This is a genomic window from Acinetobacter sp. ANC_7682, assembly GCF_056779795.1.
Genome location: NZ_JBWYIQ010000014.1, coordinates 1 through 18,065, shown reverse-complemented (window position 1 = coordinate 18,065; position 18,065 = coordinate 1). Strand labels below are relative to the sequence as shown.

The 18,065-nt window shown below is 40.4% G+C and carries 16 protein-coding genes and 2 pseudogenes; 12 read left to right on the top strand and 6 right to left on the bottom strand.

Features of this window, described 5'->3' with window-relative positions; genetic code table 11:
- Positions 1-108: 108 nt before the first annotated feature.
- From argA to AC1M9D_RS07145, 7 genes are all read left to right on the top strand, one after another.
- Positions 109-1,461, top strand: coding sequence for an amino-acid N-acetyltransferase (gene argA, locus AC1M9D_RS07175; protein WP_481611826.1), 1,353 nt, complete (start codon positions 109-111; stop codon positions 1,459-1,461).
- A gap of 363 nt (positions 1,462-1,824) precedes the next feature.
- Positions 1,825-2,799, top strand: a complete 975-nt coding sequence (locus AC1M9D_RS07170) for a sulfonate ABC transporter substrate-binding protein (RefSeq protein WP_481591997.1) — start codon at positions 1,825-1,827, stop codon at positions 2,797-2,799.
- An 81-nt stretch (positions 2,800-2,880) separates the two neighbouring features.
- Positions 2,881-3,813, top strand: a complete 933-nt coding sequence (locus AC1M9D_RS07165) for a sulfonate ABC transporter substrate-binding protein (RefSeq protein ID WP_481611851.1) — start codon at positions 2,881-2,883, stop codon at positions 3,811-3,813.
- Positions 3,814-3,834: 21 nt separating this feature from the next.
- Positions 3,835-5,010: an FMNH2-dependent alkanesulfonate monooxygenase gene (gene ssuD / locus AC1M9D_RS07160; RefSeq protein WP_092766595.1), complete on the top strand. Its 1,176-nt coding sequence runs from the start codon at positions 3,835-3,837 to the stop codon at positions 5,008-5,010.
- Positions 5,011-5,063: 53 nt separating this feature from the next.
- Positions 5,064-5,861, top strand: coding sequence for an aliphatic sulfonate ABC transporter permease SsuC (gene ssuC / locus AC1M9D_RS07155; protein WP_481611850.1), 798 nt, complete (start codon positions 5,064-5,066; stop codon positions 5,859-5,861).
- Positions 5,862-5,869: 8 nt separating this feature from the next.
- Positions 5,870-6,664 (top strand): ABC transporter ATP-binding protein, encoded by a 795-nt coding sequence (locus AC1M9D_RS07150; protein ID WP_481611825.1) that lies wholly within the window; start codon positions 5,870-5,872, stop codon positions 6,662-6,664.
- A gap of 315 nt (positions 6,665-6,979) precedes the next feature.
- Positions 6,980-7,594 carry a TetR/AcrR family transcriptional regulator gene (locus tag AC1M9D_RS07145; protein ID WP_035264923.1) on the top strand — a complete coding sequence of 205 codons (615 nt, stop codon included), beginning with the start codon at positions 6,980-6,982 and terminating at the stop codon, positions 7,592-7,594.
- 9 nt (positions 7,595-7,603) lie between these two features.
- Here the strand turns inward: AC1M9D_RS07145 and AC1M9D_RS07140 are convergent, their stop codons facing one another.
- Both AC1M9D_RS07140 and AC1M9D_RS07135 read right to left on the bottom strand, forming a co-directional pair.
- On the bottom strand, positions 7,604-7,819 hold the full coding sequence (locus AC1M9D_RS07140) for a hypothetical protein (protein ID WP_481611824.1): 216 nt from the start codon (positions 7,817-7,819) through the stop codon (positions 7,604-7,606).
- Entirely contained in the window at positions 7,753-8,322 is a 570-nt protein-coding gene (locus AC1M9D_RS07135) for a 5'-methylthioadenosine/S-adenosylhomocysteine nucleosidase family protein (protein ID WP_481611823.1), read from the bottom strand. The genes AC1M9D_RS07140 and AC1M9D_RS07135 overlap by 67 nt, the downstream gene beginning before the upstream one ends.
- A gap of 189 nt (positions 8,323-8,511) precedes the next feature.
- On the opposite strand from AC1M9D_RS07135, the gene ribF reads away from it, so the two are divergent.
- The 5 genes from ribF (at position 8,512) to AC1M9D_RS07110 (ending at position 14,093) form a co-directional block, all read left to right on the top strand.
- On the top strand, positions 8,512-9,513 hold the full coding sequence (gene ribF / locus AC1M9D_RS07130; RefSeq protein WP_092766599.1) for a riboflavin biosynthesis protein RibF: 1,002 nt from the start codon (positions 8,512-8,514) through the stop codon (positions 9,511-9,513).
- Positions 9,514-9,574: 61 nt separating this feature from the next.
- A complete protein-coding gene (gene ileS, locus AC1M9D_RS07125) occupies positions 9,575-12,421 on the top strand; it encodes an isoleucine--tRNA ligase (RefSeq protein WP_481611822.1) in 2,847 nt (948 codons plus the stop codon).
- Positions 12,414-12,956 (top strand): signal peptidase II, encoded by a 543-nt coding sequence (gene lspA, locus AC1M9D_RS07120; protein ID WP_035270556.1) that lies wholly within the window; start codon positions 12,414-12,416, stop codon positions 12,954-12,956. The genes ileS and lspA overlap by 8 nt, the downstream gene beginning before the upstream one ends.
- Positions 12,949-13,431 carry an FKBP-type peptidyl-prolyl cis-trans isomerase gene (locus AC1M9D_RS07115; RefSeq protein ID WP_481611821.1) on the top strand — a complete coding sequence of 161 codons (483 nt, stop codon included), beginning with the start codon at positions 12,949-12,951 and terminating at the stop codon, positions 13,429-13,431. The genes lspA and AC1M9D_RS07115 overlap by 8 nt, the downstream gene beginning before the upstream one ends.
- Positions 13,432-13,550: 119 nt before the next feature.
- On the top strand, positions 13,551-14,093 hold the full coding sequence (locus AC1M9D_RS07110; RefSeq protein ID WP_481611820.1) for an NADPH-dependent FMN reductase: 543 nt from the start codon (positions 13,551-13,553) through the stop codon (positions 14,091-14,093).
- A gap of 135 nt (positions 14,094-14,228) precedes the next feature.
- On the opposite strand, the gene AC1M9D_RS07105 is transcribed toward AC1M9D_RS07110, so the two are convergent.
- The 4 genes and pseudogenes from AC1M9D_RS07105 to AC1M9D_RS07090 form a co-directional block, all read right to left on the bottom strand.
- Positions 14,229-14,495 (bottom strand): PAAR domain-containing protein, encoded by a 267-nt coding sequence (locus AC1M9D_RS07105; protein ID WP_092766603.1) that lies wholly within the window; start codon positions 14,493-14,495, stop codon positions 14,229-14,231.
- A 23-nt stretch (positions 14,496-14,518) separates the two neighbouring features.
- Positions 14,519-15,277 (bottom strand): annotated as a pseudogene (locus AC1M9D_RS07100) (OmpA family protein).
- A complete protein-coding gene (gene tagF / locus AC1M9D_RS07095) occupies positions 15,277-16,236 on the bottom strand; it encodes a type VI secretion system-associated protein TagF (RefSeq protein WP_092766605.1) in 960 nt (319 codons plus the stop codon). Before tagF ends, AC1M9D_RS07100 begins: the two are co-directional and overlap by 1 nt.
- A gap of 43 nt (positions 16,237-16,279) precedes the next feature.
- A pseudogene (locus tag AC1M9D_RS07090) lies at positions 16,280-17,803 on the bottom strand (type VI secretion IcmF C-terminal domain-containing protein); the annotation flags it as partial.
- Between the last annotated feature and the right edge of the window lie 262 nt (positions 17,804-18,065).

Sequence of the window (18,065 nt, the reverse complement as noted above, 5' to 3'; positions counted from 1 at the left end):
GCCCAAACTCAATTTGGGCTTTTTTATGTCTTTATTTTAATGCAGGTGTGGAAAATCATTTTTTTGTTTAGAATCTGATGACCACTTCTCGCTTCTATCGGTACATGCATGCAATCGGACTCAATAGATACAACTCAAAATATGACACAGCAATATGTGCATTGGTTCCGAAACTCAGCGCCATATATCAACGCCCATCGTAATAAAACCTTCGTTTTAATGTTTGGCGGCGAAGCAGTTCAATCACCAAATTTTCAACATATAATTCATGATATTGCCCTTTTACATTCTCTCGGCATTCGACTCATTCTGGTTCATGGAGCACGACCACAAATCAGTGCAAATCTTGCTGAGAAGAATTTAGATAGTCCTTTTCATAAGCATCGTCGAGTAACAACACGTGACTCATTAGGTGCGGTCATGTCTGCCGTAGGCTCAATCCGTTTACAAATCGAAGCCTTATTGTCTATGGGACTTGCAAATTCACCCATGTATGGTGCTCGCATTGATGTGGTATCTGGTAATTTTATAACAGCTAAACCTTATGGCATTCGTAACGGTATCGATTTTCAACTTACCGGTGAAGTGCGTTCAGTCGATGCAGATGCGATTCAAAAACATTTGGACAATCATAATATTGTATTGCTTGGTCCCTCAGGTTATTCAACCACTGGTGAAGTTTATAACTTGCTTGCTGAAGAAGTGGCGACCAAAACAGCTATCCAACTCGGTGCCGATAAACTCATTTTTCTCGGTTCCGAACAAGGTTTAATGCAAAGCCCACAGCAGTTGTTGCGCGAGGTGACCCCGCATCAGCTAGATCAATATATTGACGTTGCTTTAGAGCAAAATTATGAATTGGCATTGCATTTACAAAATGCCAAGGAAGCCTCTTTAAATGGCGTTAACCGCGTTCATTTATTATCTTATGAACATGATGGTGCATTAATCGAAGAATTATTTACTCGTGATGGGCATGGCACGATGATCACCGATGCACATTATGAAGAAGTCCGCACAGCGACGATTCAGGATGTCGGTGGATTAATCAGTTTATTACGCCCATTAGAACAAGAAGGCATTTTGGTATACCGCTCTAGAGAACGCTTAGAAAATGAAATTGATCATTTCGCTGTGATTGAACGTGACGGTATGGTTCTGGCTTGTGCAGCATTATATCCAATACCAACTGAATCAAATGAAATTCGTTCTGCAGAAATAGCCTGTGTGGCAGTACATCCAAGTTACCGCAAATCAAATCGTGGTAGCCAAATCTTGCACTATTTAGAAGAGAAAGCAAAAAAGTCTAATATCCAACAGTTATTTATTCTTACGACACGAACCGCACATTGGTTTTTGGAACAAGGGTTTGTCAAAGCATCGGTGGATGACTTACCACAAGCGCGTCAGGCACTTTATAATTTCCAAAGAAACTCAATTGTTTGTAAAAAGCCACTCTAAAGTGGCTTTTTTATTGCACCCTTATGAACTGCTTTATCTTTCTTTTATATATCGATATTCCTAGGTGAACTATCTTCACAATCATTCGATATATTCATACAAATCATATCCTTATCACAATTTAATATTTTAATATATATTTATATATTTCATAAACTTAGAAACAAAAATATCGTTATTCTTAGATTGAGCCTTTTGCATTTTTTTAGATATTTTTTTCTCTTTTAATTTTATCTTTTTTATTCATTAGGAATTCCTGAATTCTTATTTTTTACGAAATAGAAAATTCATTAACTTAGGCGCGTTACATGACGCATTTATTTTTTTGATTTTTTTTATTTTTAAGTTTTCAGGATTTTCAATATGAGCAGCTTTAACGCTAATCTTTGGAAAAAAACACTCATTTTGTCTTCTGCGTTAACAGGTGCTTTGCTACTCACTGGTTGCGACTCAAAAAAAGAAGATAAAACCCAAGTGTTAAATATCGGTTATCAAAAGTATGGCTTACTGCCCGTGATTAAAGAACGTGGTGAATTAGAAGCCGCTTTGAAGGATCAAAACATTCAAGTGAAATGGGTAGAGTTCCCAGGTGGACCACAACTGTTAGAAGGTTTGAATGTCGGCAGTGTTTCATTTGGTGAAGTCGGTGAAGCACCCCCTATTTTTGCCCAAGCAGCGAATTCAAATTTGGTTTATGTCGCAAATCAACCTGCGACTCCACGCGCTGAAGCGTTGATTGTTCAAAAAAATTCGAACATCAAAGATATTCAACAACTTAAAGGTAAGCGTGTAGCGTTAAACAAAGGTTCTAACGTTCATTATCTTCTCTTGAAGATCTTAGAAAAGAATCATTTGACGCTTGATGATATTGAAGTGGTTTATCTACCACCATCGGATGCTCGCGCAGCATTTGAGCGCGGTGCAGTCGATGCATGGGTAATCTGGGATCCGTTCTTTGCAGCAGCAGAGCATCAAATCGGCGCACGTGTTCTCGCTTCTGGCGAAGGGAATGCCAATAACTACCAGTTCTATATGGCTGATCGTAAGTTCGTTGAACAGAATCCTGAAATTATACAAACCGTTGTTCAAGAACTTAATGAAGCATCAGATTGGATTGCTTCCAATAAAGACGAAGCAGCTCAACTGCTCGTGAAGCCTACAGGTCTAGATTTCAAAATTCTTCAAACCTCAATTGGACGTATGAGCTTCGGCGTTTACCCAATTAGTACTGAAGTTGCTCAACATCAGCAAAAAGTTGCGGATGTATTCCATCAACAGAAATTGATTCCAAACAAAATCAATATTCAGGCCGCAATTATTGCGCCTACACCCAAATAACAACATGAAAAGGTGATGAACATGACTCAATATCAATCAGGAAATACAGCACACACTTGGTTTAAAACCTCAAGTCATTCAATGACAACGATGCTATTTGCCTGTGCGATGTTGGGTTGCTCAGCTGCATGGGCTGTTGATCCCTCAGTGAAAGAATTACGCATTGGCTTCCAAAAATCTTCTGTGAATTTGGTGATTGCTCAACAGCAAAAACTGTTTGAGCAAGAATTTCCCAATGCCAAAATTACATGGAATGAGTTCCCTGGTGGTCCTCAAATTTTAGAAGCACTTGCAGTGGGTTCAGTGGATATTGGTGCAACAGGTGATACCCCCCCTGTTTATGCTCAAGCAGGAAACAAACCTTTGCATTACATTGCTTATGAGGCGGCGAAGCCACTTTCTTCAGCAATCTTAGTGCCGCAAAAATCCAACATTACTCAGCTTAAACAACTCAAAGGCAAGCGTGTCGCAGTACATCGTGGCTCTAGTTCACATTATCTATTGGTCCAAGCCGTCCGAAAAGCAGGTTTGCAATGGAGCGATGTAAAACCAATTTGGTTAAGTCCTGCTGATGCACGCGCAGCATTCCAAAAAGGTGCTGTTGATGCATGGGCCATTTGGGACCCGTATTACGCTGCTGCTGAACTTGAAGATAAAGCAAAAGTTTTGACCACTGGACAAGGGCTGAGCCCGAATTACACGTTCTATCTCGCTTCAGGCAAGTTTATCGACAAACATCCTCAAGCGATTTCAGGTGTCATTGAACAGATTAATCTTGCTGATCAATGGGTTCAAAAGAACTTAAAAACTACAGCAACGATTTTTGCCAAAACAACAGGTTTAAAGCCGAATGTGAGCCAAACCTTTGTTCAGCGCCGACCTCGTCCATCTTATGCAGCACCTTTAACCGCGAAAGTCATTGCAGATCAGCAACAACTGGCTGATCGCTTTGCTGAGCTCAAAATCATTCCTAAACCGATACAAATTAACCAAGTCGTATGGACTGGTAAGTAACTCATATTAAGGACTTAAGTAATGAAAATTTTCTGGTTTATTCCTACTCATGGTGATAGTCGCTACCTAGGTACAAGCAAAGGCGGACGTGTTGTCGACCACGCCTACATGAAACAAATCGCTGTGGCGGTGGATAATCTAGGTTATGAAGGTGTGCTTATCCCAACCGGCCGTTCTTGTGAAGATCCATGGTTAACTGCTGCAAGTTTAATTGATGCCACCAAAAATCTTAAATTTCTCGTTGCTTTGCGTCCAGGGGTAACCACTCCTGCACTGGCTGCACGTATGGCAGCAACCTTTGACCGTCTTTCAAATGGCCGTGTTCTATTGAACTTGGTCACTGGTGGTGATGAGCAAGAGTTAAAAGGTGACGGCGTCTATGAAGATCATAAAACGCGTTATAAAACTGCGACTGAATATACTACGATTTGGCGCGAAATTTTAAAACGCTCACATACGGGTGAAAGCTTCACTTTCCATGGTGAACGTCTAAGCGTGGACGATGCAAAATTATTATATCCACCCGTCCAAAAACCTTATCCACCATTGTGGTTTGGTGGTTCTTCTGATGATGCTGTTGAACTGGCAACCGATCAAGTGGATACCTATTTAACTTGGGGAGAGCCTCCAGCAGCGGTTAAAGAAAAAATTGAAAATGTCCGCGCTAAGGCGGCAGCTAAAGGTCGCACCCTAGATTACGGTATTCGTTTACATGTCATCGTACGCGAAACCAACGAGGAAGCATGGAGAGCTGCTGAAGAATTAATTCAGTATGTTGATGATGAAACCATCGCTGCGGCACAGAAAAAATTTAAACAAATGGACTCTGTTGGTCAACGTCGTATGGCTGAACTTCATAATGGAGATCGCTCGAAACTTGAAGTGTCACCAAACTTATGGGCTGGCGTAGGTCTCGTCCGTGGGGGTGCAGGCACGGCATTAGTAGGTGACCCTGAAACTGTGGCGGCACGTATCCAAGAATATGCAGATTTAGGCATTAATACCTTTATTTTCTCTGGTTATCCGCACCTTGAAGAATCAATTCGTTTTGCTGAATTGGTATTCCCTCTTCTACCATTAGAAACACGCCAAAAACTGACTCAACCGAATCTGACTGGACCTTTTGGTGAGATTGTCGCGAATAACTACACTCCTGAAGAAAATAAAAAAGGAGATCAGGTTCAGGAGCCGGCATGACAACAGCGGTAAATAAAACTCAAAAGCATTCTATCGTGTTGAGTAAAACCAAGGTGGTTAAAGCTGAAGGTTTTCTCTCTCGAGGAACCAAACAACTGGGGCAACGTTTGATGCCTTGGTTAGTACCCATTTTCCTTATTGTGATTTGGCAACTGGCATCAGTCACTGGCATTTTAGAAAGCCGCGTCTTGCCTGCTCCAACCGCAGTGGTTTTGGCTTTTTGGCATCTATTGCTTAGTGGTGAACTGTGGACACATGTCCAAGTCAGTGCGGGACGTGCACTGATTGGCTTGCTGATTGGTGGTGGCTTAGGATTATTTTTAGGGTTGTTAAATGGCTCATCTAAAGTCGCCTCTACGTTACTCGACACGACCCTACAAATGATCCGTAATATTCCAGCTTTAGCTTTAATTCCATTGGTGATTCTATGGTTTGGGATTGATGAGTCTGCCAAATTATTTTTGGTCGCGATTGGCGTGTTTTTCCCAATTTATATCAATACGTATCACGGTATCCGATCTGTAGATCCTCAGCTGATCGAGATGGGCAAGAGTTATGGTTTAACACGCTGGCAGTTATACAAAGAAATTATTTTACCAGGTGCTCTTCCTTCCATTTTAGTTGGTTTGCGCTTCGCACTAGGTTTAGTTTGGGTTCTTTTAATTGTGGCTGAAACCATCTCGGCACAAGCTGGGATTGGCTACATGACCATGAATGCGCGTGAATTTTTACAAACAGATGTCGTTTTAGTTGGGATTCTACTATATGCCCTACTTGGTAAATTAGCGGATGTACTCGCGGTTGCCTTAGAAAAATATTTATTACGCTGGCATCCAGGCTATCAAAAATAGGAATACGTATGACTGATTTAAGTATTTCAAACCTCGCTGATGAACATGTCATTCCAGATCATGCCAGATCAGCTCCACAAAAGATCGGTGCAGAAATCAATATTGAACAACTGCACAAGTTTTATGGAAAAGTTAAAGTATTAGAGGATTTAGACCTACATATAGAACCTGGTGAATTTGTTGCCATTGTGGGTCGAAGTGGCTGTGGTAAGAGTACGTTGTTACGGTTAATCGCGGATTTAGAACAACCGAGTTATGGTGAGATTAAATTTAAATCTGCACTGAACTTTCGTGAAGGTATTACCGCTGATGACATCCGCGTCATGTTCCAAGATCCTCGCCTATTACCATGGAAAAGCATTTTAAAAAATGTGCAATTGGGCTTAGATAAATCCCAGCATGATAAGGCTGAAGCATTATTGGAAAAAGTTGGCTTAAATGAAAAATCTGAACTTTGGCCTGCACAACTGTCAGGTGGACAACGTCAACGAGCAGCGCTAGCACGTGCCTTGTCTCATACACCTCGAATACTATTACTTGATGAACCTTTGGGGGCTTTAGATGCGCTTACGCGTTTAGACATGCAAAATCTGATTGAGAAACTATGGTTAGAACAAGGCTTCACCACCATCTTAGTGACACATGATGTCAGTGAAGCAGTCCAGTTAGCAGATCGTATTATTTTGCTCGATAAAGGTCATATCGCACATCAGTTCAAAGTAGATTTACCACGACCGCGACAAAAAAATGTCAAATTTGCAGAGCTTGAACAACAAGTTTTGGAAGCCGTACTTTCAACCTAATCGATGCAAAATATGACATTCTAAATTGTTGAATAAGGTAAATGGAAGTGTCTAATTTTCGTCGGAAAATTAGACACTTTTCGTACTGGTAAATGGCTTTTTTTAATTAAATTAAAAGATATTCTCGATCATCATTTTCCATATGAGCAATATGTATTTGTTTCTAAAATAAATTGTACAAGTGTCTTATTATTAGTTTTATCACTTAACTACACAATTATTCTTCATATTCTTTTGCAAATGACCCAATCCTTGTGCACAAATCGCACGTTTTGCCGTACAATTTGAGGTTCCTTTTTATAATTTACTGACGAGATGGAACAAAAGAAGAGTACGCAAAAACGTCAACAGCTGTTAGCTGCTGCATTAGATGTGTTTTCTGTGTATGGTTTTAGTGGTGCAAGCTTAGATGAAATTGCACAACTCGCGGAAATGCACAAATCGAATATTTTCTATTACTATGAAAATAAAGAAGCGCTCTATGTCGAAGTGCTGACTACTGTCATGCAAAAATGGTTAGCTCCACTGCAAATGTTGGAAGCTGATTTAGAGCCTGCTGAAGCGATCACGCAATATCTCATGCAAAAGATTGAGGTTTCCCGTACTCAACATAAGGCATCAAAATTATTTGCTTTAGAAATTATCCAAGGCGCACCACATATCCTGCCAATTTTGAAAGGCCCATTAAAAAAACTCTTCAAACGCAAATCTAAAGTCATTTCCACGTGGCAAGAGCAAGGCAAAATATCAGACAAGATCGATGCTGAGGTTTTAATTATTAACCTTTGGGGTATCACACAAAACTATGCTGATTTTAGCACCCAAACTGAAATGGTAACGGGAAAAACCTTGCGCAATCGCACCATGTATCAACGTACCATTGAGCATACAGTCCATATGATGCTATACGGTATTTTACCTCGACCATAATTGGTTTCTCTAAATCTCTTCGAGATTGATCTCTGGCATACGACCATAGTTTCTATGGTCGCCAAAATCTTCAAAATCTTCAAAATCTTCAAAATCTTCAAAATCTTCAAAATCTTCAAAATCTTCAAAATCTTCAAAATCTTCAAAATCTTCAAAATCTAGTGTTCCATACTCTGATATAAAGCCAATAATTTTTGAGCGCCCAACAACAAGTTCTCCTCCCAATCTAAATGTGCGGTGTCGTTTGCCCCATCTGTAATGTATTTCACGGAAATCAAACGAACGCCAAGTTTCTTACATACTTTGGCGAGCGCATATCCTTCCATATCAACCAACTGACATGGCACCTTAGGTTCACCAGTTTCAAAGCTATCGCCAGTCCCACAAATGCCCTTGGGAAGATGTTGAAAATACGGCTCTAGGTTAATCGCTGCGGGAAATTCCTGATCCATCGGTGTAACACCAACTTCAAAGCCAAGCGGTGAAACATCCATATCTCGCTGTACAAATGTCGTTACTTCAACCAAGGAATGTGCATCAAAATGCGAACTTCCTGCTGTTCCTAAATTCAGCAAAATTGTGCATCCCGTTTTTTGAATCACTTCAAAAGCTTTAAATGCTGCATTGACCTTACCAATACCACTGTAATGTACTGCAATATTTTCAGCTTCGAATAATCCTTTAGATTCGCTTGCTAAGGCCATAATTAGGGCTAGATCAGACATCACTTACTCATTAAATTTCGAATGGAATACATTAGACAAAAATATATCCCGAAATAAAAGTTTCTTTGATCTAATGACTCAAGCGTCTTGATCTAGAATAAGAAAAGTATTGAATAAAAACACAACAACAAGACGAAACTGTGAGAATATGGCAATATATAGCCCAAATTAATTTTAGTCACCATTTCGCCCATGAAGCTACTCCGTCTGAATGCTTTAGCGCCCAACTTTCAATTGCCCAAAACTGCCGTCACCATTGGCAATTTTGATGGTGTTCATTTGGGTCATCAGGCGATGGTTCAGCAATTAAAAGACATTGCACAACAACAAGATTTAAAAACTGTGGTGATGATTTTTGAGCCACAGCCTTTAGAATATTTTAAAAGTTACGATGCACCACCACGAATTAGTTCATTACGTGAAAAAGTGGAACATTTGGCTGCACTTGGTATCGACTATATTGTTGTTGCCAAATTTGATGACACTTTCCGTAATTTAAGTGCGGAAGAGTTTGCTGATATTCTAAAATACAAACTTAATACCCAAAGTCTGGTACTCGGTGAAGATCATCATTTTGGGAAAAACCGACAAGGTAATAGCCAATTCTTGCGCGATTATGGTTTTCAAGTCACCGATTTAGATAACGTTGAACTGAATGGCGAGCGTATTAGCTCCACCTTAATACGCCAAACTTTGGCTGCAGGTGATCTTAAAAAAGCTGCGGAGCTACTTGGTCGCCCGTATAGCATTACGGGTCGTGTTCAATATGGTGATCAAATCGGTCGCACCATTAACTTTCCAACTATCAATGTTCGTCTAAACCGCCATAAACCCTGTTTGCATGGCATCTATGGTGTTGAAGTGATTTGTGAAACAGAATCGTTAAAAGACAAAGTTCGCAATGAAAATGCCGAATATCAAGGTATCGCTGGTTATAAGGCTACAGCCCTTTTCGGTGCAGGACATGTCGGCACCCGACCAGCCATCGAACAGGAACATCCAGAGTGGCGATTAGAAGTACATTTCCCTGATGTTTCTGCTAATCTGTATGGCCTGTTAATGCGGGTAACATTTTTGAACTTTGTTCATGGCGAAAAGAATTATCCTTCGCTAGAAGCACTCAAAGCTGGGATCGATGATGATGTTGAGCAACTGCTTGAGTTTCGCCGAAATAACCCCAACTTTCCTTATTAATACTCCTTAATTTTTGTAAAACGCGTCAGCTTTAGACTGATTAAATTGGAAGACAACTTGCATGAGCGATAAGCAAACTCCTGAAAATGCAGTGGACTATAAAGCCACGCTAAACCTCCCAGGTACTGACTTTGCTATGAAAGCAAATCTCGCAGTACGTGAAGCGAAATGGTTAGAAGAGTGGTATGCCGACAACATTTATCAGCAGATTCGTGCGTCGCGTATTGGCAAGAAAAAATATGTGCTTCATGACGGCCCTCCATATGCGAATGGTCAAATTCACTTAGGTCATGCGGTTAACAAAGTCTTAAAAGACATCATCATTAAAAGCCGAGTGATGGATGGTTTTGATGCACCATACGTACCGGGTTGGGACTGTCATGGTCTTCCAATTGAACTTAAAGTTGAAGAAAAAGTCGGTAAAGTCGGCGTAAAAGTAGATGCTTCTACATTCCGTAAAGCCTGCCGTGAATATGCTTACACACAAGTTGAACTGCAAAAGAAAGACTTCGTGCGTATGGGCGTGTTTGGTGATTGGGACAATCCGTACTTAACGATGAACTTCAAACAAGAAGCCGACATCGTGCGTTCATTGGGTGCTATTGCCAAAGCAGGTCATATCGAACCAGGTCTTAAACCCGTCAACTGGTGTTTAGACTGTGGTTCCTCATTGGCTGAAGCTGAAGTTGAATACGAAGATAAAAAATCAGACGCAATTGATGTGGGTTTCATCGTTGTTGATTTAGCTGACCTTTCTGCACGTTTGGGTGTAGACATTGCTGAACGTACCGACATCGTGATTTGGACCACAACACCTTGGACCATGCCTGCCAACCAAGCGGTTGCGCTTCATGCTGATCTCGAATATCAACTTGTGAAAGCGACTGGCGAAGACAAAGTACCTCAAAACTTCATTCTTGCGAAATCATTGGTTGAATCAGCTACTCAGCGTTATGGTTTTACTGCATTTGAAGTCTTTGCAGAATTCACTGGTGCAAAACTTGAAAACCTTGTTCTGCAACACCCACTGATCGCTGAACGCCAAGTGCCTGTAATCTTAGGTGAGCACGTGACTGACGGTAGCGGTACAGGTGCTGTACATACTGCACCAGGTCATGGTGTAGACGACTATAAAGTTGGCTTACAGTACAACTTAAAAGTTGAAAACCCAGTCGGTGGTAATGGTGTATATCTACCAACTTCGCCACTCTTTGCAGGCGAGCACATCTACAAAGCCAATCCAAAAATTATTGCAGCATTGACTGAAGCAGGCAAACTTTGGGCACATGTTGTGATTAAACATAGCTACCCACATTGCTGGCGCCATAAAACACCGATTATCTTCCGTGCAACACCACAATGGTTCATCAGCATGGATGCCAAAGGTCTACGCCAAGGTGCATTGAACGCGATTGAAAATGATATTGAGTTCGTACCAGATTGGGGTAAAAACCGTATTCAAGCGATGATCGAAGGTCGCCCAGATTGGTGTATCTCTCGCCAACGTACTTGGGGTGTGCCAATTCCATTCTTCGTTCATAAAGATACTAACGAGTTACACCCTCGTACACCTGAATTGATTGAAGAAGTTGCGAAGTTAATCGAGCAAGAAGGTATTGATGGTTGGTATAACCGTGATGCACGCGAATTCATCGGTGATGATGCAGATTGCTATAACGCTGTTCGAGATACTTTAGACGTATGGTTCGATTCAGGTACAACACACTTTGCAGTCCTTCGTGAACGTGAAGAGCTACAAGACCCTGCTGATTTGTACCTTGAAGGTTCAGACCAACACCGTGGTTGGTTCCAATCTTCATTGTTGACTTCAATGGCAATCAACGAACGCGCACCGTATAAAGGCTTGTTGACACACGGCTTCGTGGTCGATGAGAAAGGCCGTAAGATGTCGAAATCGATCGGTAACGTCATCACGCCGCAAGATATCATTAAAGATATGGGTGCTGATGGCCTTCGTTTCTGGATCGCATCTGCAGACTACCGTTATGAAATGACCGCAGGTAAAGAAATTTTTAACCGTGCCTCAGACGGTTACCGTCGTATTCGTAACACATTGCGTTTCTTGTTAGCAAACTTAAATGGTTTCCAACCTACGACTGATTGCTTAGCGATTGATGATTTGATTGCACTTGATCAATACATCTTGCAACGTGCTTCAGAAGTGCAAGAAACGATTCAGAAAGCTTACGAAGATATGAACTTCCATATCGTGACAAGTGCGCTAACGAATTTCTGTATCAACGATTTAGGTGGTTTCTACCTAGACATTATCAAAGACCGTCAGTACACCACCAAAGCAGATTCTCAAGCACGTCGTTCTGCACAAACTGCGTTGTACCATTTGGTTCAAGCATTTGTACGTTGGATGGCACCTATTTTAACGTTCACCGCACAAGAAGCTTGGCCATTGATTCCCGGTCAAACTGAGAAATATGTCTTCACTGCTGAATGGTATGATATTCCGACTGCATCAAGTGCCAATGTCGTATCAGAAACTGAATGGCAAACATTGATCAATGTGAAATCAGCAGTGAATAAGTTTATCGAAGCAGCACGTGGTGCGAAAACTGTAGGTTCAAACTTGTCTGCGAAGGTTGAGCTTTGGGCAAATGATGAGCTTAAATCTGTGCTCGACAAATTAGGTGACGAACTTCGTTTCGTACTGATTACGTCTCAAGTGATTGTGAATACCTTTGATACAGCACAAGGTGAAGCATCTGATCTTGAAGGCTTGAACGTGAAAGTTTCAGCGGCTGACGGCGAAAAATGCGTTCGTTGCTGGCATGTTCTGCCTGATGTGAATACACATCCATCACATCCAGGACTATGTGGTCGTTGTATTATTAACCTCCCTACAGGTCAAGGCGAAGAGAGAAAATATGCCTAATCCACAAAATAATAAAAAAGGTTTATTCCAATTCTATCCCCACAATTTGTGGTGGATAGGATTGTCTATTGTTGCCATTATTTTGGATCAATGGACTAAATGGATAGCAAGTACACATCTGACTTATGCAGACCCTGTACCTGTTTTACCTTTTTTAAATTGGACATTACTACATAACTACGGCGCTGCCTTTAGTTTCTTGTCCGATGCCGGTGGATGGCAACGTTATTTCTTTACATCGCTTGCAGGAATTGTCTCGGTTATTTTTGTGTTTTGGATTATGCGTATGCCAAAAAACATGAAAGTATTGCCTTTAGCAATCGCACTCATCTTAGGTGGGGCGATTGGTAATCTTATTGATCGAGTAAGTTTAGGCTATGTTGTTGATTTTATTCATGTCTACTACAACAATAGTCACTTCCCTGCTTTTAACCTTGCAGATAGTGCCATTACTTTAGGTACCATCTTAATGCTTATCGATACTTTTTTCTTAGAGAAACATCGTATTCAACGTGCGGAAGCGCAAAATGACTGATTTTATTAATCCAAATGAAGATACTCGCATTGAAGCGGGTGCAAAAGTACATTTACACTTTTCAGTAGCCATTGAAAATGGTGTTGAAATTGATAATACACGTAGTCGCGAAGAACCTGTAAGCCTTGTGATAGGTGATGGCAGCTTATTGCCTGGTTTTGAAAAAGCTTTATTTGGCTTACGTGCGGGGGACCGTCGTACAGTAAGTTTACCTGCTGAAGATGCTTTTGGCCCTTGGAACCAAGAGAACGTGCAAAAATTTGATACTGTTAAATTTGAGCAACGTCCTGCTGAAGGTCAAATGATTGAGTTTGAAGATAAAGCAAAGCAGTCATTATATGGTGTGGTTAAATCGGTTGGTGATGATATCACTGAGGTCGACTTTAACCATCCGCTTGCTGGTAAAGATATTACTTTTGAAGTTGAAATTTTCAAAGTAACACCAGCAGGTCAGCAAGGCATCAAAATTATGTAATGCCTGATTCGTACATAAAAAAGCGCCTTATGGCGCTTTTTTTAGATACATTTTCGATCTACCTTTTTAAAAAAAAACATTTTAAAGTCAGTGTGATAACAGTTAGAAGGATTAATTTGGTGAATATTCAAATTATTGTGGGAAGCGTTCGAGAAGGCCGCACAGCCATTAAAGTTGCAAATTGGGTTCAAAACACGATTTCATCATATAACTACAGCACGATTCAGACAGAAATTGTGGACTTAAAAGAATGGGATTTACCGTTTTTCACTGGAGCAAATCCACCACTAACGGGTATATATGATCAACCTAAGCAACAAGAATGGGCTGCTCAAATCGCGAAAGGTGATGCATTTATATTTATTAGTCCTGAGTATAATCATGGTTACAGCCCTGCACTTAAAAATGCACTTGACTATTTAGGTAAAGAGTGGAATGGAAAACCTGCTGCTTATGTCAGTTATGGCGGTAGTAATGGCTCTCGCTCTATCGATCAAATCCGTCAAGTTGCTACGCAATTAGGTTTAGTCGACTCAAATGCCGTGGTTGAGATTCGCGATATTTTTGCACGCAATCGCAATGAAACATTCGAAGGCAATGAATTCGATGATAAAGCGCTTAAATCTGCGTTTGATAAAATTGTGCAATATGTAAGTGCGTAAAAATCATCTTCTGATCATCAATAGGTGCGCGATTATAAATACCGAAGACACTTTGATCGAGATAAAATTATAGTTGAAAAAGTGAACCCTCTAAAATTAGAGGGTTCTTTTTAGATACAGATCGCAATGAATTAACTAATTTTGTCCAACCGTTAAACTTTGATTCCCTATACATTTGCATCCACATGCCAAAGGTGAATTATGCTGTGCGGCGGGTTTTCCCATAATAACCATTTTGCTGTCACCCGCAACAATTGTCGTCACCGTTTTATGTTTAGGACAGGTGGCCTTATCCCCTACACAAGCAACTGGCTTACCTTCGATTAAGAAAGAACTATTTGCTGAAATAACCTGCCCACCACCTGTGGTTGGAGAGCCAATCGTAATATAAGGGAAAGCCATACACTTATTCCTTTTATAATATTTTATTGAACTTCAAACTCGATTCGTCGATTTTTCTTACGACCCTCTTCCGTTGCATTGTCTGCAACAGGTTCATCAGCACCCATACCCGCTGTACTTAATCGTGAAGGTGAAATATTCTTCGCAATCAAATATTGTTTTACTGCATCCGCACGTTGCAAGCTCAATTCTTTGTTTTTCTGTGGATTACCTTGACTGTCAGTATGTCCGATAATTTTGACATTTTTGCCTTGAACTTTGTTTAGCGCAACCACCATTTCGTCTAAAATTTGTGTGCCTGCTGGTAAAAGTGTGGCACTTCCAGAAACAAATTCAATAATTCGATTTTTTAAAGCATTATCAATGATAGCTTGTTCTGCATGATTCACAGATAACTGTGCATTAAAGCGATAAGGTGCCACAACTAAATTTTGAAATGTATTTTGAGTCGGTACGATATCATTTTGATTGAGGACTTTACCTGTGAGCTCAACTTGTGTTCCTCTTACACTCAATTTTCCTTGAGAAACTTTTTTAAGATCAGGTGTGATGACTTGGGTTACGGAATCACTCCATCCATTGGGTGCAGTGACAGGACGAACCTGAATTTTATCGATAATTTGGTCTTGGCTATAGACCACTTTCATTTTACTCTATATGGCCTGTTTGCTCATCTCGTTAGGAACAACTCCCTCAACGATAATTTCTTTCGCAAACGATATAACACTTAAACTCAATATCGAACTAAGCAGTGAAATCTTTAATAAGGTTTTCTTCATCATTATTCTTCTATAAAAGTCTGTCGGAATAATTTCATTCCTTGATTTAAACTTAACTGTCGTTCGCACAAAGATTGCTCGAGTGCAGCAAGACCTGCATTTTGCTCCAAATAGCGATCAATCCACTGTGCTTGTACCAATGAAACCCAATGTTCAGAGCTTAAGTTTTGATTGAAAATATCACTTAATGCTTCAATATCTGCGCCCTGAAAGCCAAATAATAAAACTGGACGTTCTGAATGAAGAATACCAATTAACACTTCGGTATTATGTTTTGGCAAAAATCTTGCGATTAAACTAACCCAGAATGCTGCGATTTCATAACAAAAACTAGGGTTGTGAATCGGTAAAATTAACACCTTATTCAGTTTACTCGTTCCATTTTTTAATACAGGTTGGAGTAAAAGACCTAGTCCAATCATGCTTTGTGCAAGCTCATAGACCGATATTTTCATCATTTGTGCAAACGAATGCATGGTGTGATTTTCAAAAAAAGCGGTTGATTCAGTTACATCAAGAACTTGAATTTCTTTTTTGAGCTGAGCCAGTTTTTCGATTAAATCATCAGCATCTCGAATTTGACGAATCACTCGGTTTCTTTGAAATAAGTCAATCAAAACTGGCTTATAGCTATAAGGTGCATAGAGCAAATTTTGGTAGGGTGCATCCACTTCCAATAAGTGACTCAACACCATAGGAAACTGACGACCTGAGCTGTCTTGGCTGGTCACTAAGTTTGCAACCAAGAACATATTTTCACGCGGATTGGCAATAAAGAAATCTAATGATGCCAAACTTTGATAATTTTGATCGAAGTTTGGATTTCTCATTGCCATTTCAAGCGCTTCAGTAATCCACTGATCAATCACTTGAATCAGAGAATACTGTCCTTTGGTTTTCAGAAAATCGCCACGAGCAGGACTCTTACCATAGTACAAAGGCGTTGTTTTCACACTGTACATATCGCCTCCTACTGATGATCCATCTTAAGTTGTACTCCATACATCATGGCTGTGCTCCTTGTGTTGCATTTTGCAATACAGTATTCGTTGAATTCTCAGCTTGAGGTGCTGGTGTTGGTGCCTTTTGAGCAGATACCACACGTGCTGTCGCCTTGTTGGTCGTCACCTTATCAACCAATTGCAAACCGTTTAAATCACGATTAGAGCCAACGCCTGTTCCACCTTGACCTGAATTTCCACTGATCAAACGGAAGTTTACTTTTACCGCTAATGATGGTTGTTGAGCACTTACCCAAGTCATTTCGATGACACCATTTTGATCACGACGTTGTGAAGAGTCGATCAAACGATTGATCCCGTATTCACCTGGTGCATCAAAAATCGTATGCGTTTTCCCTTCGAGATCGACTGCAGTAATACGTGCTCCAGGAATAGCACCAGTATTCGGCCAAACAAAGTTCACCCACTGTTGGATACCATTTTCAAAGACCATACGTTGACCATCAATATCAATCGTATAAGACAGCAACTGTGGATTAGACAATGGATAGAATTGGAAGTTGGACTGATTGGTCGCAGCAGGCGCAGAACCTTGTGACAAAGTACCTGTAGCTACACCGTTAAGTGGTGAAACATAGCGTTGGAAACTCATCACAAATTGTGGATTCAAGATAATGCCTTGGTCTTTCCACGTTTTAGAAGTCAGTGTGTAGCCACGACGAATCACAAATGGATCGAGCGTTTCTTTAACAAAATTGGCAATACTACCGCCCTCACCGAAGATTTGACCGATTTCACTACTCGTCGCTTGGATTGAAGCCGAGGTATTGAATGGAACCTTTTGGCTCAGAGTCTGATTAAACGGTTGATAAGCTTGCATCACCCATAATTTATTAATCTCATCTTGTGCTGGCGTGATTAAGCTTGCAAAGGATTGTGTCAGTGGACTCACCAAAAGCTTTTGAATGAGCTTATTGTCAATATCATTCAGACCTACCGTCAGTTTTTCATCGACAAGTTTTTGCGTAGTATTAAATACTGAGGTTTGTTCATTGATGGTTTGTTTTACCAAAGCCATCGCATTTGGGCCAATATCCCCTGCATTTCGGAGATCATTGAACTTACTGCGTACCTGTGCGAGATTTTCTAAATACTCATCAAGTAATGATTTATTTTGCTGATCATCACGTTTACGAACCAACTGATAAAAAACGTTAAATTCTTTTGAGATAGCACCTTGGGCGCGCTCAGCTGCACGTTGAATTTCATTGGTATTATCTTGACGAAGAACCTTACGTTTAAACCAAGCGATAAATCCTGTTTGTGGAGCAGCCAATTCCGCTTGAACTACAGGGTTATCCCAATTGGTTTCTTTCGCTGTATGCTCAATAAGCAAACGTATCGGGGAGTTTTGAGGCTCACCCAATAAATCTATTGTTTTATGTTGCTGGGCAAAATCAGGTTGTTTTGCATAATAAATTCCATTCAAGAATTTACGCCACTCTGCGATATATTCTTTCTTATAGAGTTCAGTCAGCTGCTTACGAATTTGATCTGGACTACCACTAATGCCTGTTAACGATACAGGCATTTTGTATTCATTAATATGTTTTGCGCTTGTAATTAACTATGTGAAGACATCGATTTAGAAGTTAATTTTCCAGTACCCATGCATTTCCCTTTATTTTTATATCTTTATTTTTTTCTTTTCACATATAAAAAACACCCCCTTCTATTGAAGGGGGTGTTTAGAATAATGAGCTGGCGATGACTTACTCTCACATGGGTAACCCCACACTACCATCAGCGCTAAGAGGTTTCACTTCTGA

What these genes read in the sequence shown, in the direction of transcription:
- argA (WP_481611826.1), top strand. Translation starts at nt 109, where the DNA reads ATGCAATCGGACTCAATAGATACAACTCAAAATATGACACAGCAATAT.
- AC1M9D_RS07170 (WP_481591997.1), top strand. Translation starts at nt 1,825, where the DNA reads ATGAGCAGCTTTAACGCTAATCTTTGGAAAAAAACACTCATTTTGTCT.
- AC1M9D_RS07165 (WP_481611851.1), top strand. Translation starts at nt 2,881, where the DNA reads ATGACAACGATGCTATTTGCCTGTGCGATGTTGGGTTGCTCAGCTGCA.
- ssuD (WP_092766595.1), top strand. Translation starts at nt 3,835, where the DNA reads ATGAAAATTTTCTGGTTTATTCCTACTCATGGTGATAGTCGCTACCTA.
- AC1M9D_RS07150 (WP_481611825.1), top strand. Translation starts at nt 5,870, where the DNA reads ATGACTGATTTAAGTATTTCAAACCTCGCTGATGAACATGTCATTCCA.
- AC1M9D_RS07145 (WP_035264923.1), top strand. Translation starts at nt 6,980, where the DNA reads ATGGAACAAAAGAAGAGTACGCAAAAACGTCAACAGCTGTTAGCTGCT.
- ribF (WP_092766599.1), top strand. Translation starts at nt 8,512, where the DNA reads ATGAAGCTACTCCGTCTGAATGCTTTAGCGCCCAACTTTCAATTGCCC.
- ileS (WP_481611822.1), top strand. Translation starts at nt 9,575, where the DNA reads ATGAGCGATAAGCAAACTCCTGAAAATGCAGTGGACTATAAAGCCACG.
- lspA (WP_035270556.1), top strand. Translation starts at nt 12,414, where the DNA reads ATGCCTAATCCACAAAATAATAAAAAAGGTTTATTCCAATTCTATCCC.
- AC1M9D_RS07115 (WP_481611821.1), top strand. Translation starts at nt 12,949, where the DNA reads ATGACTGATTTTATTAATCCAAATGAAGATACTCGCATTGAAGCGGGT.
- AC1M9D_RS07105 (WP_092766603.1), bottom strand. Translation starts at nt 14,495, where the DNA reads ATGGCTTTCCCTTATATTACGATTGGCTCTCCAACCACAGGTGGTGGG.
- tagF (WP_092766605.1), bottom strand. Translation starts at nt 16,236, where the DNA reads ATGTACAGTGTGAAAACAACGCCTTTGTACTATGGTAAGAGTCCTGCT.